Genomic DNA, 16,136 nt, shown 5'->3' with positions numbered 1-16,136 from the left:
GACGGAGTAGAACCCATTTAAGCAGCGTATGTAGAAGCAGAGCGAATCTGGATAGACTGTGGTAGTTTCAGGAATCGGATACCTGTGGGTGAGCAGGGAACGGTTCAAGCGCTTATTTAGCAAGGGGGAGCATGATGTGATAGGCACGATGGAGCAAGCGGAAACGCTGCTGAAGACATATTACGGCTACGGTTCCTTCCGTGACGGACAAAAGCAAGTGATTTCAAGTATTTTAAACAAACAGGATACGCTTGGCATTATGCCCACAGGTGGCGGGAAGTCAATCTGCTATCAGGTTCCGGCTATGCTCCTTGAGGGGACAACGATTGTCGTGTCTCCATTGATTTCGCTGATGAAGGATCAGGTGGACGGATTGGACAGCATCGGGGTATCGGCAGCTTACATCAACAGCTCGCTTTCGTATGCCCAGGTGGAGCTGCGTATTCGCAAGGCGCGGCTGGGTGAGTACAAGCTGCTGTATGTGGCGCCAGAGCGGCTGGAGTCGGAGCGTTTCATCGAGCTGCTGGCCAATCTGGAGGTGCCGATGGTCGCCATTGATGAGGCGCACTGTGTCTCGCAATGGGGGCATGATTTCAGACCGAGCTATATGGCGATCAGCCGGCTCGTTACCCTGCTGCAGAAGCGACCGATCGTAGCTGCATTTACGGCTACAGCTACGGATCAGGTGCGTGAAGACATCGTCAAGCATCTGCAGCTGCGTGCCCCGGAAGTGTTCGTAACCGGATTTGCGCGGGAAAATTTGGCTTTGTCGGTTATTAAGGGTGAGAACAAGCGAGATGTGATGCTTGGCTATGTACGTGAGCATGAGGATGAAGTCGGCATTATTTATGCAGCTACACGTAAGGAAGTCGACAATTTGTACGAGCTGCTGCGCAAGCAGCACATTCAGGTTGGCAAATACCATGCGGGCATGACAGATAAAGAACGTGCTGAGGCGCAGGAGCAGTTCCTGTATGATGAAATACGTGTGATGGTAGCAAGCAACGCATTCGGGATGGGTATTGATAAATCGAACGTGCGATATGTCATTCATTATAATATGCCGAAAAATATGGAGGCTTATTATCAGGAAGCTGGACGTGCAGGACGTGACGGAGAGCCGAGTGAGTGCATGCTGCTTTTCAGCTCGCAGGACATCCATATTCAGAAATTTTTGATTGAACAGTCGATTGGAGATCCGGAGCGGCAGGCACAGGAGTATCGCCGTCTGCAGCAGATGGCGGATTACTGTCATACCTCGCAGTGCCTGCAGCGCTACATTGTGCGCTACTTCGGTGATGATGGGGAGGATTGTGGTCGGTGCAGCTCCTGCAGTACCGAGCGGCAGATGACGGATATTACAATCGAAGCGCAAAAAATATTTTCCTGTGTGCGGCGCATGAAGGAACGCTTCGGTGCGACAACGGTTGCATCGGTGCTGAAAGGCTCGCGTAATAAGAAGGTGCTGGAAATGGGCTTCGATAGCCTGACGACCTACGGGCTGTTGAAGGAACGCACGGAAAAAGAAATCGTCGATCTGATCCAGCTGCTTGTGGCTGAAGGCTACTTGATCATTACCGACGGTAAATTCCCTGTACTGCGGCTGCACGCCAGAGCACAGGCTGTCTTGGCGGGCGAGGAGCGGGTCGAGCAGAAGATGCGCATTCGGCAGGCGCCTGTGGCCCGCGAGGTTGAGGCTGACCTGTTCGACGAGCTTCGGCAGCTGCGTATGACGATTGCCAAGCGGGAGGGCATACCCCCATATATCGTATTTCCGGACAGCACGCTTCGGGAAATGTGCGGAATCAAACCGACGAATCCGGCGGCTATGCTGAAAATCAAAGGTGTCGGAGAAGCTAAATTTTTCAAATATGGGGCCTATTTCATCGATTTTTTCAAAAATGTTCAAAGCTAGCCAGTCGGGCTGAATATACAGGCGTTCTTTATTTTATCCTTGTTAGAAGGTGAGCAAATCTGTGGCCAAGCAAAAATATTATGTAGTATGGGAAGGAAAAATACCGGGTATTTACGAGACCTGGGCAGAGTGCCAGCAGCAAACGAATGGCTATCCGCAAGCCAAGTTTAAAGCCTATGAGAGCCTGGCTGAGGCTCAGGCTGCGTTGGCCCGAGGCTGGAAATCGTCCTTTGCGGCGGCCAAAGCAGCGGTCGGTACCAGTATGGGTTCGACAAGCTGGAAGGGCAAGTCAGCAGCTTCAGGAGGCGCAGGCTCATCCAGCGGAGATAAGGCAGCCGGAGGGAAGCAACCTCAACAGGTCGTGCTCGACAGCATATCTGTAGATGTGGGCAGTAAGGGCAATCCGGGTATTGTTGAATACAAAGGGGTAAGCACAAGAACCGGTGAGGTCATCTTCGAGCACCCGCCGATTGCCAAGGGTACGAATAATCTGGGTGAGTTTTTGGCAATTGTTCATGCATTGGCCTATCTGAAGCAGAAGGGCAGCTCGATGACAGTGTACAGTGATTCGATGACAGCGATAAGCTGGATTCGTAAAAAGGCTGTTGCTACGACATTGCCGCGCGACGCCTCAACCGAGGAAATTTGGACGCTTGTCGACCGTGCTCTTAATTGGCTGCATTCAAACACATACAGAAACCCGATTCTCAAATGGGATACGAAGGCGTGGGGAGAGATCAAAGCCGATTACGGTCGCAAGTAGACTAAGCAAGGGCAAGGGAAGCGAATGATTAAGAAGCCTGTTCCGCATGCGGATGTCGAAGGCGAAACTTGCAGCTTGCTGCATGTACATACAAGGAGGCTTTTCCCGAGGCAGTGTTGGTTGCTTTAGGAAAAGCCTCTTTGGCTGTAACTACTTATTGGTAGTGTGCTGCTTGTTGGGCAGCTTGTCCCCTGGGGTTCCTTTACCTTGATGTTTTTTGTTAGCCTCGGCTTTTTTCTGTGTGTCGTGTACTTTCTCTACAAAATCATGTGTATCGTCCATGAGTAAGCCTCCTCTATTGTACAATCACTTGTTACTGTAACCTGTTGATCTCGAAAACATGCATGGCTCAGGTCAGGTAGAGATAGAAAGCAGCCTACAAGAAGCTACATAAACTCAGTACAGCCCGTTACTCAAAAGAGTGAAGCGGGCTATTTGGTATCGTTCATAAGAACAGCGACGCGGTAAACTCGCCATATTCCGTTTTCTAGGTAATCACCATTTTTCAGCGGGTCCAAAAAAGGAACAAGACATAAAAACGTGGAGGTAGCCCGGCATCGGGACTCTCGATATGATGAGATCAATACCAGACGTCGCGAGCTTAGGTCACACAAGCATCATGAAGATCGTGTACATGGACAATCGCTTTTAGAAGGAGGTTACGCTTATGCAATCCCGTTTTGTTACTGGCGATGCGGGTTCGCAATTTGTCGAGAAGCGCACAAGCCGGTTAACGGCTCTCAAACGAAAGTGGCGCAGCAGCAAATATTTGATCTGGATGTTTCTACCTTGTCTATTGTATTACCTCCTATTTAAGTACCTGCCGATATTTGGAATTGTGATTTCATTCAAAAACTACAATTTGTACCGAGGCATATGGGAAAGCAGCTGGGTGGGCTTCAAATATTATCTGATGTTTTTTGAAAATCCCGACTTTTTCATTCTCATGAGAAACACGGTTTTACTTGGGGTGTATAAGCTGCTGTTCGGATTTGCCGTTCCGATTACGCTTGCTCTTCTGTTGAACGAAATGAAGCATGCAGTATTCAAAAGATTTGTGCAGACGGCGAGCTACCTGCCTCATTTTATATCCAATGTCGTTGTCGCCAGTATGGTAGTTTTGTTCCTGTCTCCGACCTCAGGTCTGGTTAATCAGTTGATCAAGGCTTCAGGCTTCGATATGATTAACTTCCTCGTGAATCCGGGCTGGTTTCGTACGATCTACGTGTCCTCGGATGTGTGGCAGCATTTTGGGTGGGAAACGATTATTTATTTAGCGGCATTAACGGCCATAGACCCGCAATTGTATGAAGCGTCGGACATTGATGGAGCGAATCGGTTTCATAAATTGATTCATGTAACACTGCCTGGCATTATGCCGGCTATTACGATTGTGTTTATATTGAATGTGGGCAAGGTGCTGGAAATCGGGTTTGAGAAAGTATTCCTGCTGTCCAATCCGGCTACCTATGAAACCGCCGATATTATCAGTACCTATGTGTACAGGGTTGGTTTGACCAATTCCAATTTCAGCTACGCCGCCGCAATCGATTTATTCACCGGTTTGGTAAGTTTGGTATTCATCATTTCGGCCAATTATGTGAGCCGCAAGCTTTCAGAAAACAGCCTATGGTAGGTGAGATGAGTTGAAGAAAAAATGGAGTTTGTTTTCCGCTGTTAACGTGGTGGTCCTGCTGTTTGTAGCTGTTGTCACCATCTATCCTTTCTGGTACATGTTGTCGATTTCACTCAGTAAGGATATTTTCGTGCTCCGCGGCGAGGTCACGCTATTCCCCAAGGGGCTGAACTTTGATATGTATACAATGGTGCTGAGTGATCCGAGGATTATGCGCGCCTACGGCAATACGATCCTCTATGTAGTGTTAGGTACCTTGATTTCATTGGTCATTACGGCAATGGGGGCGTACTCCTTATCCAAGAAGAGGATGGTTTTTCATAAGGGATTCACCTTGATCATCATTTTTACGATGTTTTTCAGTGGGGGAATGATCCCGACGTTTCTCGTTGTCAAAAGCTTTGGTTTGATGGACACGCTATGGGCAATGGTACTGCCGGGAGCCGTCAATTCGTTTAACCTGCTGGTTATGCGCACGTTCTTCCAGAATGTTCCCGTTGAGCTTGAGGAATCCGGGACGATGGACGGACTGACCGACTTTGGAATTTTTATCAGAATTGTCATCCCATTATCCCAGGCGGCTTTTGCGACAATCGGGTTGTATTATGCGGTAGCGCTGTGGAATAACTTTACCCTGCCGTTTCTGTATCTGACCGATGAGAAACTGTTCCCGCTTCAGGTCGTGCTGCGAAGTATCGTGCTGGCAGGCGCCAGCGGCTACGGGGAGTCTACCGGAATTGGCGGTGATAACGTGATTGTCGAGGAATCCCTGAAGTATACCGTTATTATGGTGGCAACCTTACCGATTCTGATGATTTACCCGTTCCTGCAAAAGTATTTTGTCAAAGGGGCTTTAATTGGTGCTGTAAAGGGCTGAGCAGCAGGGCAAGGCCATATGCATCAAATCTGTATGAACTTTGGAGTCACGCTCTTAAAGAGTATAATCATATGAATGAGGTGAGACGCATGAGTAAAAAGGGTTCAATCTTGTTGTCGTCGGTTGTAGGATTATCGCTGGTTACCGGATGTGCTTCGGGTGGAGAAACGAAAGAAGCCCCACAAGCTGCGGTTCCTAACAGCCCTCCTGTCAAAAAAACGTTCACCATGCTCACAGAGTCCAATCCAAGCTGGCCTTATAGCAAGGACTGGCCGGCCTGGAAGTGGATCGAGGAGAAAACGGGTGTAACTCTGGATGTGCGTACGCCTCCCGGTAAGACGGATGAAGCCGTTAATCTGGCTGTTGCTTCTGGTCAAATTCCCGATCTGATGATCGTTAAGGATCTGCAGCAGGCGAATAAATTCGGCCAGCAGGGTGCGTTCGTCAATATTCTGGACTACAAGGACCAGATGCCGAATTTCAAAAAGTGGATGGAGAAATATCCGGATATTACGAAGGAAGCGATTGCGGCGGATGGCAAGATGTATCAGTTCCCGAACGAGGGCTTTGGTGAGACGAACCGGACAATCTGGATGGACCGCGATGATATTTTCAAAAAGGAGGGGCTTAAAGCTCCTGCGACTTACGACGAGCTGTATGAGGTATTGAAGCAATTAAAAGCGAAGTACCCGGACAGCTACCCGCTCTCCTTCAGAATCGGCGGAAACCGTCTGCAGATCCTGAAATATATGGCCCCTGGCTTTGGCACGCATGATGATTTCTTCTACGACAAGACGAAAAAGGATGTTCGCTACGGCCCGACGGAGAATGAATTCAAGACGATGATCGAGTATATGAACAAATTTTACAAGGATGGGCTGATTCCACCGGATTTTCTTACGCTTGAAACGAAGCAGTGGCAGGATATGATGGCCGGCTCCAAGTCATTTATTACCGTGGATTATATCGGACGGATCGACTTCTTCAATCTGGCGATGCGCAAAGAAAATCCGCAGTTTACGGTAGCCTTGATGGCACCGCCTGCCGGGGGAGCGAACGGCAAGCAGCAGAACGCTTATACGCATACGGTCACCGGAGGCTTCGTCATTGCCTCGAAGGCCAAGGATGTGAAGGATATTATGAAATTCATGGACTTCTTCTACTCGGAGGAAGGCAAAACGTTGGCCAGCTGGGGCAAAGAGGGTGAATCGTACACGGTAGAAAACGGCAAGAAGAAAATGAAAGCCGACTTTGTTGATGTAACCGATTTGCGTAAGAAAACCGGATTGGCTACCTATGGCACCTACCAATGGATTGATTATGACGCGCATCTGTCCCTTTCCTCCAAGGAGCTGCAAGCGGCTTACCCGGAAGCGCGCAAATATGATTCCGAGTATAGACCGAAGCCATCATTCAATGAGAATGAGCTTGAAATCATTTCGACAACCGGTAAAGCGCTGGAAAAAAGCAGAGACGAGAATTTATCCAAATTCATTCTGGGAGAAAGAAAAATGGCGGAATGGGATCAATTTGTTGCCGAGCAAAACAAGCTGGGTCTGGATAAAATCAAAGCTATTTACAAGACGGCTTATGAGCGTACGGACAAGATTACTTTGAAATAGTCAAATAAAGCTCCAAATCCACCTTCGTAGTGGTTTTGGAGCTTTATTCATTCTTATGTGAGGACTGACGCATTCACTCGTCTTATCTTGCTAGTCAGTCGCATTCGCATTTAATCTTTCGTACCATCACCGAACAGTTGCATGTAATTCCGGTAAGCGTCCTCGCACCAACTAGCCTTCAACGCATTATCATACAGCTTGAATCGGCCGGTAGGCTTGGTCGCTTCCGTGTTGTGCTCCAATCTCTGGGCATAGTGCTGCGCATGCGTGAAGCTGTGCTTCGCCAGCTTGTGACGTCCGGACCATTTGAACCTGTTCGTCCGCACCATATAGTAGAGGTAATGGGTCATGTCTTCGAGATAGGTAAACCGCATTTCGTCCTCCAGAAGCCGATCCATAACCTCGTCCTTCTTAGCATGAAGCAATGCATCGTCTATCAGCTTGCGGCAGTAGGCCAGCAGATCCATCGTTTGCACAAGGCTGATGCCTGCGTTGGGATCATCTGACTGCTGCTCGTACTGCATGTGCTTGAGCGGAAACAGGATTTCCGCATCCTGATTCAACAGAGCGGCGAGCGATAGACGCCGGTCTCCGAGGTATTGATAATGCTTCAGGAACTTGGCATTGCGCATCGCGGTCTCCAATGATTCATAGAAATGGCGCATCTCCCCTGCGACTTCCCCATAATACTGAATGAAGTAATCATCAAGCAGTGCTTCTACATTCAGCTCTGGATTCCACAGCATTCGGTACAGCTGGTAGTTGGTGAGAGTCAGGGTTCCCCATTTTTGGTCGGACATGTGCATATAATGAAAGTGGCGGATACCGGTCCGGTAATAAAATGGGATATCCTGCTTCATGATCGTCATGAATGGAACCGGAATCGTGGCGAAGGCTCCCACATTGTAATATTCGCCGATATACAGCTCACCGCGGTAATGCCGGTTTGGATCGGTCGTCCAGGGACGGTACGTGCTCATTAAATCCGCATTGGTTTCGGTGCATGCTTCGTCGTCCAGACGGTGGACATAACAGCGCTCAATTGGAAAATAGGTCGGGTAACAGCTGGCATAGTCGTAATCCTCCGGCAAGGGTCGATCCGGTGCGGGCAGCGTCTCGTGGTAGACGGGGAACAAAATCTTCACATCGCGCTTCAACCGCCCGTCCATGATGGCCTGACGGATAAACTGGCGCAGTCGATGGGTGACGAGAATCATTTTGTAAGCATAGTTGCCTGTCGCTTCGCACTGCTCACAGGAGCACCATTGTCCGTTATCCAGCATCCAGAAGTTTAAGTAATCAACCTGCCTCCAGTCACCGGCTATGAGATCCTCCACCACATTGCTGCACAGCTCATCGGTGGCATCGGCATTGGTGGTACAATAGTTGTCCCCGTAGCCTTCACGGTCGCCTGCGCCGACATTGGCGCTGCGCTCGCCGTTGACCAGCCCGAACCACTCGGGATGGGCTTCAAAATAGGTCGGTCGGCCTTCGATTGCGGCAGATGTATGACCGAGCACATGATCTAAAGGGTATGGATAGGGGGCATGCGGGTTCAAAAATCTTGACAGGACGTTATGGCCTCCGGCGCAAAGGCGAATACCGCGTTTTTTCAATGCGTGAGGATTGTGTATGCGATCGAGAAATACAAAATTGACGCGATTGCGCGCCATCCAGTTGGTCAGGTCTGCCGAGGAGTCATCGATATGCTCGCTGTAGCAGCCCCTTGTCCGAAAGCGCGGAGCCTCGCATATATCTGTGTCCGGCAGGGTGAAATTCACCGAGGCAGGCACAATCCTGCCCTGCTCGCCGAGTCCGAACCAGCGGAAGCCGAGCGTTTCCAGAAACGCATACACCGCATACAAGGTGCCGACGCGGTCCCGGCCGGCTAGCAGCAGCAGCTTGCCGCCCTGGTTGTTGACCGTTACCGCACAGAAGCCTTCGGCGGAAAGGCTGTCCCAGTCGAAGCGCCGAGCCAGCTCGTGATGATCCCAAAGCTGCCGGGCAAATCGGCTGCTTGTCGGTGTTCCGACGAGGATGCCGTCGCATTGAAGCGGCTCCATGTTCTCAAGCTCATCGGTATCGCGCAGCGGGAAGTAACGTTCATCCTGTTCATCCACTCCGGTTAACAGGCAAAGATGGCTGCGCAGCTCGACCGCAGCAAAGCATTGCGTGCAGTGAAGCGCTTGTGGATTGGATTCGTCCCACCAATCGATTTCCTGCTCCGCAAATGCGGCCTCACGAATCGTAGCAAATGCTCCTTTATCTACGATAATGGGCATCGAAAGGTGTTGTACAGGCTCTGTTCTTGAATCCTGAATGTTCATCTTGTGTTCATCCTTTCGTAGGGGCTTAGCATGGCTGAATGCTGCTGTAAGTCCATCATACGAAATTCTGAAACCTTCGGCGATAGACCGTTTTTCGAATCTGTTTCGATTTCATACAATCGCAAACGTACCTTTTTCAATAAAATGCACATTTTTAAAATTTGCTTTAAAACCGTCTGCTGTCGCACTGCCGACTATCCGGCATAAGGCTTCAGAATCAAGGCCCGGTTAACGAGGATTTACGAAATTCACCCGGCGACATTCCTGTGGATCTCTTGAACATGCGGATAAAGGAGTTGACGCTCTGATAACCGACGCTAACGGCAATATCCTGAATCTTGGCGTCGCTGCCAAGCAGCATCTCCTTCGCTTTGCGGATGCGCAGATCGTTCAAATAGTCGATGAAGTTGATTCCGGTCTTGTCCTTGAAATAAGCGGACAAATAGGCGGCCGATACCTTTAATTTATCGGCGAGAATATCCAGTGACAAGTCCTCCCCGATATGGGATTCCATATATTCGGTCATAAACTTGGTGATATGGTCGTAGCCTTCCTTTTTCTTCTGAATCAGCTCTGCGCTTAAGGAAAGATAACCGCTCAGGAACTCTTTAAACTGTTCGTGCGTATAGCAGCTGCGGATTTGTTCGCCGGGGGAGGGAGAATCAGCAGCCGGCTGCATATCGAGCTGCAGCGTGATCAGCGTTTTGTTCACTTTGCTCACAATCTCCTGGGCAAAATCTATACATGCGTGTGCGGTCGCTTCGTTCTTTTGCATCCGATCCAGAGCACGATGCACGAGTGTTATCGTCTGGGCAGCATTTCCGGCATGCAGATGAACCATAAAATCCTGATCCTCCAGGGAAGTAAAGCCCCAGTGGTGAATGGGGGGTTCTGCTGTAGTGGACGGAGCGATAATCTGCGTTTCCTCATTAAGCTTCCTTTTTTGAAGCCGTTCCAGCGACTGCTCGTAAGCAGCAGTGAAATTAGCGGATTCGGGGTAAACATCGCTGACCGCAATCGTCAGAAATATATATTGATTATCAAGATCCAGTACCTGCTTAATATGCAGTAGAGTTTGCTGAAGCCGTTCGTCCAAGACGGTATCGGCAAATATCAGCGTCAAGATCATATCCTGCTCCATTTGGAACGTTAGCGAATTTTCATACTCCTTGAGCATCGTCATCTGAATAAATTCCTTCACATAATAAGAAGCCTTGTCCTTGCCGAACTCCGTGACTCCCTCGAATTCGTCCTTGTAGGTTAATTGGAACGCCGTCATAATAAACGGTTTTTCCAGCATGTCGGGTTTTTCCGCTTGTGGAACGTCGGAATGGGTCTGGATATTTTTGATTTTATTAATGAATGAATAGTACTGCAGCAGGGAGTCTTTATGCGACAGGTCGGCTTTGGCATTACGATCGGACTGGGCGAGTTGGGCCAGCCGCTGACTGATAATATTGAATTCCCGAATTTGAAAGGTAGGTGGCGCGCTGGCATTAAGCTCGGTAACCGATTGAACGATACGCTTCAGCGGATTGTTGAATTTCATACTGAAAAAAATGGAGGTACCGACGCTTATAATAATCGCGATCACCAGTAGGGAAATCAATATGACGTTCATCTGCGTCGTTTGCTGGGAGATGCTTTGCTCCGGTACGATATTGACATATATCAGCCCTGACTCTGGAGAAGCCTTATAAAAGTATAGATTTTTCTCGTGCTTGATGAACAGACTATCCGATTTGCTGAAATCCGGAAGATTGTCCAGTAATGACGTATCCCCTACGTTGTAGATTACTTTCCCGCTGCTGTCCAGAATCAGAAAATTACTGTTGATCGATTGATGGAACTTTTTCAAAGCTTTATTGGCATCGAGAAAGGCTAAAATCGTCGTATTCGAGCTGCCTGACTTTTTGACCATAATCGGCAAAAGCTGCTGTTGGCCTGGTGACGGATCGAATACCTTCTTTTGTGAAAATTCGGCAGCTGGATACAGCTGAAAGCTGAACGGTTTTAAAGCCTCAGCTCTCCAGAATTCCTTGGTGTACAGCTGGGATTCATAATATTTATCAAACAAATCCGCGGACTGGTGGGAACCGTTCTTGTCAATGGCAATCTTCAGGTTCTGGAACTGTACAATGACATTATCCAGAAATAAAGGCTCGTTCCCCATCATGACGCGAAGCTCGTTGTTGAGATCGACGACAGTCGAGTAACTGGGCTGATCCCGGCTGCTTTCCAACGCGATGGCTGAAGTGCTGAATAGCTCGCTCAGCAAGGTTGTCTGGAGCAGATGCAGGTGATTCTCATAATTATCGACGGTATGATTCAGATTGAGTGTATTGTAACGAATGATCTCGTCATATAAATTGTTACGGAAAAAAGCATAGGAAACGAAATTAAAAGTGGTGAACAAGAGGATAATGACCAAAAAACTGAATAACAATTTATTAAACAGAGAACGTGATTTTTCTTTGATATCCAGTAAAGTGCTCATGGTGTTGTCCCCCTTGTAGGCTGCTCCATGCAGGCGATTTTGTGTTCTTACATTATTACATACTTTAAATCGATATCCTCTTTTGCGCTATATTCATTTTTCAGGAAATGCTCTTTTTTTCAGGTCAGAAGGAAATGGTGTGCTTTTTAAAAAGATGTCCGTTTATTTAGCCTTGGATAGGGAATACAATGGCCTTAAGCTAAGCTAAGCTAGCTAAGCCAAGCGGAGTTGGAATTCCGCGTAATTATTGCAGTGCGGGAGGGGATTAATGATGAGCAGGCTGGGAACGATTGTTGAAACCGATGCGGATCAGTTAAAGGTAAAAGTATTCGAAACAAGAGCCGCTATGGGGCAGCGGGCTGCTGCTGATGTAGCCGACAGGATGAAATGCTTGCTGGGCACGCAATCTGAAGTACGAATGATTTTTGCTGCAGCGCCATCACAAAACGAGATGCTGCAGGCGTTAGCCGCAGACAAGGATATCGATTGGAACCGCGTCACCGCTTTTCATATGGACGAATATATTGGACTTCCGGCCGATGCCCCGCAGGCGTTTGGTCAATTTTTGAAGGATCGGCTGTTTGATATCGTACGTCCGGGCAAGGTTCATATTATCGACAGCTCGGCGGATATTGCTGTGGAGGCGCAGCGGTACAGCGGCCTGTTGGCTGAAGCTCCGATTGATATCGTATGTCTGGGCATCGGGGAAAACGGGCACATCGCGTTCAACGACCCACCGGTTGCAGACTTTACGGATCCACTGCTGGTTAAATCTGTCGAGCTCGATTTGGAATGTCGTCAGCAGCAGGTGAACGACGGCTGCTTTGCTGGGCTTGAGGATGTGCCGAAGCATGCATTAACGTTGACCATTCCAGCGCTGGTAGCCGGCGAGCAGCTGTTCTGCGTGGTACCGGGTCCGACCAAACGGGAAGCGGTGCAGCAGACGTTGAACGGACCGATCTCGACCGCATGTCCGGCAAGCATCCTGCGTCGGCACATGAACTGCATGCTGTATGTTGACAAGGCCTCTTATGGACTAGAGTAAAATCGGCTGCTTAATCGTTGATTTAGTATCAGTGAGAATTGTGAGCCCTGCTGGAAGGAGCACTGACGGAGGATGAAAGCGATGGATTTAAAAGCTGCCGTAATCGGGGCCGGGATTATTTCGGATCAGCATTTTGAAGCAATGCAGAGAACGGAAGGCTACACACCCTGCGCGGTCGTGGATATCAACAAGGATAAAGCCGAACAGGCAGCCAAACGTTATGGCGTTCGAGCTTATACGGATTACCGCGAGATGATGGAAACCGAACAACCGAATGTGGCAGCGATTGCCCTGCCGCATTTTTTGCATAAGGAAACGGCCTTGTACGCAGCCGAACGCGGGTGTCATCTGATGCTGGAAAAGCCGATGGCGCTTACCACTACCGAGTGCGATGAGATCATTGCAGCCGCACGTAGAGGGAATATCCGTATTCTGGTCGGACACACGCAGCACTATATAGCTGAGAATCTGGCAGCTAAAGCGATTCTGAATAGTGGCGAGCTTGGCGAACTGGTGATGATCAATGATACCCGGCATATTCATTATTATAAAGATAGCAGACCACAGTGGTTTCTGGAAAAAGCGAAGTCCGGCGGTGGTATCCTGGCGAATCTGGGCGCACATTCCATCGACAAGATTCAATGGTTAACTGACAGCTATGTCCGTCGGGTGCGGGCATCGGTCAGTCATCACGGCAAGCGAGGCGACGTGGAGGGCAGCGGCAGCATTTGGCTGGAGCTGGACAACGGTATCCCTGCTACGATTGTTCAGTCCGGCTACCCAGGGGCGTCGCGCAATGAGACGGAGCTTATATTCACTGGCGGTATGCTGAAGCTCAACACGGGCCAAGACCTCTGGATCAGTCGGGGAGGCGCCTATGAACCAGTTGAAGTGACTGCGATAGCAACGCCGTTCGAGCTGCAGTACAGAGAGCTTCGCGCCGCGATTCGTGAAGCACGCGACCCGGAATGCTCGGGAGCCTACGGCCGCAGCATCATTGCTGCCATAGAGAAGGTGTACCGTTCTGCAGAAACGGGTACGGAGCAGGAAGTGACCCAACCGGTATAAACGACGGGGTCTAGAAGTCCGGTGAAGAACGAGCGCAGCGGCCAAATGATCCTGGAGAAGCGTAAGCGTTCGCCTTTGAAATCGTGAATAAACCGCTTAATCTCATCTAATTTCACGATTTCAACAGTGATCGGAAGGATATTTGGCCGCGCAGCGAGACTTATTCACCGGACTTCTAGAGTCTAGAGGGGATTCTGAGGCTGCCTTTTCCTCTATTTAGCCGGCCAATTGCATAAATTCACATAGGAATAAGTCTAAAGGAGAGTTAAACGATGATTAATCAGGCACAACCAGCTATAGAAACCATCGAACAATTGGAACAAAAGCTTGCCGAGCCGTCAGACGCTTTGGTACACGATTTAGCGCATGTTGACGGTGATATTATGCTGCTTGGCATTGGCGGTAAAATGGGTCCGAGTTTGGCGCGTCTCGCCATGAACGCGTTACGTCGCGCGGGTGTCGTAAAAACAATCTGGGGTGTATCACGCTTTTCTGATAAAGCGCTGCAGGACGAGCTGGAACAAGAAGGTGTTCGTACAATAGCTTGCGATCTGCTGGATGACGAGCAGCTTCAGCAGCTTCCCGACGTGAAAAATATCATTTACATGGCCGGTAATAAATTCGGCACGACCGGACGCGAGCATTTTACATGGGCGATGAACGCCTATCTGCCTGGACGCGTCGCGGAGAAGTTCCGCAACTCACGTATCGTCGTGTTTTCATCCGGCAATATTTATCCGTTTACCCCGGTATTCCAAGGTGGTGCAACTGAGGAGACTTCTCCGGCGCCGCTCGGTGAATATGGGCAGTCAACACTTGGACGGGAACGGGTTTTCGAGCATTTTTCCCATCAATACGCAATTCCAATGGTTATTTATCGCTTGAATTACGCGATTGATTTGCGCTATGGGGTTTTGCTGGAGGTAGCCAGATCCGTACAATCCGGCAAACCGATTGATGTGACCATGGGTCATGCTAACTGTATATGGCAGGGAGATGCCAATGAAATCGCACTGCGTTGTCTGAATGTGTGTACCAGTCCGCCCAATTTTATCAACGTCACCGGACCCGAAACGATGTCGATGCGCTGGATAGCTGAACAGTTCGGTACACGTCTGGATAAGGAGCCGGTTTTTATTGGTGAGGAATCAGATATGGCGCTGCTGAATAATGCCTCCAAATCCCATCAGTTGTTCGGATATCCCCGTGTGTCACTGCTGCAGATGATCGATTGGATAGCACAATGGGTGAAAGAAGGCGGGTCTACCTGGAATAAGCCCACACATTTTCAGGAAAGAGACGGTAAATACTAATGACGGCAGCTCATAAAAACTTGTCAGGCGAACAGCTTCATGCTCTCCACAGCGGATTGGTGATCCCGGCGCACCCGCTTGCTTTGAACAGTGCGCGCCAATTGGATGAGCGGCGGCAGCGCGCGCTGACCCGATATTATATGGCATCAGGAGCCGGAGGTATTGCTGTTGCTGTCCATTCCACGCAATTTGAAATCAGGGAAGAACGCTACAATCTGCTGGAGCCGGTGCTGCGTCTGGCTGCGGAGGAAGTGGATAATGCTCGGTTGACCCGCCCGTTTCTGAAGATTGCCGGAATTTGCGGCTTCACCGATCAGGCCTTGGCCGAGGCTGAGCTTGCAGTCAGACTCGGCTATGACGCTGGATTGCTCAGTATGGGCGGTCTGCAGGGCTGGTCAGAGGAGGAAATACTGCGCAGAACCGAAGCCGTAGCGGAGGTAATGCCCGTCATTGGTTTTTACCTGCAGCCATCTGTCGGGGGGCGCATATTCAGCTTCGATTTTTGGCGGCGCTTTGCCGAAATTCCTGGAATTGTTGCGATCAAAATGGCACCCTTCAACCGGTATCAGACGATTGATGTCGTGCGCGCCGTATGTTATTCAAGCCGCCGCGATGAAATCGCGCTGTACACGGGAAATGACGACAACATCATCAATGATTTGTTGACGACTTATCGCTTCAACGTCAATGGTGTACCCGTAGAAAAAACAATAGTCGGCGGATTGTTGGGTCATTGGGCGGTATGGACGCAGAAAGCGGTAGAGCTGTTGGAGGAAATCAAGGCAGCCCGTCAATCGAAGCCTATCGATTCGGCCTGGCTGACGCGTAATATTGAAGTAACGGAATCCAATGCAGCCTTCTTTGATCCCGCACAAGCTTTTGCAGGCTGCATTCCAGGCATCCATGAGGTGTTAAGACGGCAGGGTCTGTTGGAAGGAACTTGGTGTCTGAATCCACATGAAACGCTGTCGCCTGGGCAGGCAGAGGAAATTGAGCGGATGTACCGCGATTACCCTCATTTAAACGATGATGAGTTTGTGAAAAGCCATTTGGCGGAGTGGTTGAACTAGAGT

General features: G+C 49.5%; 12 protein-coding genes. 9 read left to right on the top strand and 3 right to left on the bottom strand.

The annotated features are described in order from the left end of the window. Positions 1–148 precede the first annotated feature (148 nt). Both recQ and rnhA read left to right on the top strand, forming a co-directional pair. A complete protein-coding gene (recQ, locus tag LRL21_RS22205; protein ID WP_240418119.1) occupies positions 149–1,915 on the top strand; it encodes a DNA helicase RecQ in 1,767 nt (588 codons plus the stop codon). A gap of 61 nt (positions 1,916–1,976) precedes the next feature. Continuing rightward, entirely contained in the window at positions 1,977–2,678 is a 702-nt protein-coding gene (gene rnhA / locus LRL21_RS22200) for a ribonuclease H (RefSeq protein ID WP_240417977.1), read from the top strand. Positions 2,679–2,828: 150 nt separating this feature from the next. Here the strand turns inward: rnhA and LRL21_RS22195 are convergent, their stop codons facing one another. Then, positions 2,829–2,960 carry a DUF4023 domain-containing protein gene (locus LRL21_RS22195; RefSeq protein ID WP_240417976.1) on the bottom strand — a complete coding sequence of 44 codons (132 nt, stop codon included), beginning with the start codon at positions 2,958–2,960 and terminating at the stop codon, positions 2,829–2,831. Positions 2,961–3,456: 496 nt separating this feature from the next. On the opposite strand from LRL21_RS22195, the gene LRL21_RS22190 reads away from it, so the two are divergent. The 3 genes from LRL21_RS22190 to LRL21_RS22180 all read left to right on the top strand — a co-directional run bounded on the left by LRL21_RS22190 (position 3,457) and on the right by LRL21_RS22180 (position 6,813). Next, complete coding sequence (locus LRL21_RS22190; RefSeq protein ID WP_240418118.1) at positions 3,457–4,314, top strand: ABC transporter permease; 858 nt, start codon at positions 3,457–3,459, stop codon at positions 4,312–4,314. A 10-nt stretch (positions 4,315–4,324) separates the two neighbouring features. Next, positions 4,325–5,191, top strand: coding sequence for a carbohydrate ABC transporter permease (locus LRL21_RS22185; RefSeq protein WP_240417975.1), 867 nt, complete (start codon positions 4,325–4,327; stop codon positions 5,189–5,191). An 89-nt stretch (positions 5,192–5,280) separates the two neighbouring features. Then, positions 5,281–6,813, top strand: coding sequence for a type 2 periplasmic-binding domain-containing protein (locus LRL21_RS22180; protein WP_240417974.1), 1,533 nt, complete (start codon positions 5,281–5,283; stop codon positions 6,811–6,813). Positions 6,814–6,923: 110 nt separating this feature from the next. Here LRL21_RS22180 and LRL21_RS22175 read toward each other — a convergent pair whose 3' ends face one another. Both LRL21_RS22175 and LRL21_RS22170 read right to left on the bottom strand, forming a co-directional pair. Further along, the gene (locus LRL21_RS22175) at positions 6,924–9,140 is read right to left on the bottom strand and encodes a DUF4838 domain-containing protein (protein WP_240417973.1); all 2,217 of its coding nucleotides are present in this window, start codon (positions 9,138–9,140) and stop codon (positions 6,924–6,926) included. Positions 9,141–9,357: 217 nt separating this feature from the next. After that, positions 9,358–11,637 carry a helix-turn-helix domain-containing protein gene (locus tag LRL21_RS22170; protein ID WP_240417972.1) on the bottom strand — a complete coding sequence of 760 codons (2,280 nt, stop codon included), beginning with the start codon at positions 11,635–11,637 and terminating at the stop codon, positions 9,358–9,360. 268 nt (positions 11,638–11,905) lie between these two features. Between LRL21_RS22170 and LRL21_RS22165 the strand changes: the two genes are divergently transcribed. The 4 genes from LRL21_RS22165 to LRL21_RS22150 all read left to right on the top strand — a co-directional run bounded on the left by LRL21_RS22165 (position 11,906) and on the right by LRL21_RS22150 (position 16,133). Continuing rightward, positions 11,906–12,682, top strand: coding sequence for a glucosamine-6-phosphate deaminase (locus LRL21_RS22165; RefSeq protein WP_420832478.1), 777 nt, complete (start codon positions 11,906–11,908; stop codon positions 12,680–12,682). An 81-nt stretch (positions 12,683–12,763) separates the two neighbouring features. Continuing rightward, positions 12,764–13,750, top strand: coding sequence for a Gfo/Idh/MocA family protein (locus tag LRL21_RS22160; RefSeq protein ID WP_240417971.1), 987 nt, complete (start codon positions 12,764–12,766; stop codon positions 13,748–13,750). A gap of 272 nt (positions 13,751–14,022) precedes the next feature. After that, positions 14,023–15,063: an NAD-dependent epimerase/dehydratase family protein gene (locus LRL21_RS22155; protein ID WP_275900845.1), complete on the top strand. Its 1,041-nt coding sequence runs from the start codon at positions 14,023–14,025 to the stop codon at positions 15,061–15,063. Further along, complete coding sequence (locus LRL21_RS22150) at positions 15,063–16,133, top strand: dihydrodipicolinate synthase family protein (protein ID WP_240417970.1); 1,071 nt, start codon at positions 15,063–15,065, stop codon at positions 16,131–16,133. Before LRL21_RS22155 ends, LRL21_RS22150 begins: the two co-directional genes overlap by 1 nt. The last annotated feature ends 3 nt before the right edge of the window (positions 16,134–16,136 follow it).

This window comes from Paenibacillus periandrae, from assembly GCF_022458865.1.
Lineage (GTDB): Bacteria > Bacillota > Bacilli > Paenibacillales > NBRC-103111 > Paenibacillus_S > Paenibacillus_S periandrae.
Note: the sequence above shows the minus strand (reverse complement) of the source record. Positions and strands in the feature narration are given on the sequence as shown.

Bases quoted from the DNA above. Each gene is read 5' to 3' on its own strand.
- LRL21_RS22155 (WP_275900845.1), top strand. From the start codon at position 14,023: ATGATTAATCAGGCACAACCAGCTATAGAAACCATCGAACAATTGGAA.
- LRL21_RS22160 (WP_240417971.1), top strand. From the start codon at position 12,764: ATGGATTTAAAAGCTGCCGTAATCGGGGCCGGGATTATTTCGGATCAG.
- LRL21_RS22170 (WP_240417972.1), bottom strand. From the start codon at position 11,637: ATGAGCACTTTACTGGATATCAAAGAAAAATCACGTTCTCTGTTTAAT.
- LRL21_RS22190 (WP_240418118.1), top strand. From the start codon at position 3,457: ATGTTTCTACCTTGTCTATTGTATTACCTCCTATTTAAGTACCTGCCG.
- LRL21_RS22165 (WP_420832478.1), top strand. From the start codon at position 11,906: ATGATGAGCAGGCTGGGAACGATTGTTGAAACCGATGCGGATCAGTTA.
- LRL21_RS22195 (WP_240417976.1), bottom strand. From the start codon at position 2,960: ATGGACGATACACATGATTTTGTAGAGAAAGTACACGACACACAGAAA.
- LRL21_RS22180 (WP_240417974.1), top strand. From the start codon at position 5,281: ATGAGTAAAAAGGGTTCAATCTTGTTGTCGTCGGTTGTAGGATTATCG.
- recQ (WP_240418119.1), top strand. From the start codon at position 149: ATGGAGCAAGCGGAAACGCTGCTGAAGACATATTACGGCTACGGTTCC.
- LRL21_RS22150 (WP_240417970.1), top strand. From the start codon at position 15,063: ATGACGGCAGCTCATAAAAACTTGTCAGGCGAACAGCTTCATGCTCTC.
- LRL21_RS22175 (WP_240417973.1), bottom strand. From the start codon at position 9,140: ATGAACATTCAGGATTCAAGAACAGAGCCTGTACAACACCTTTCGATG.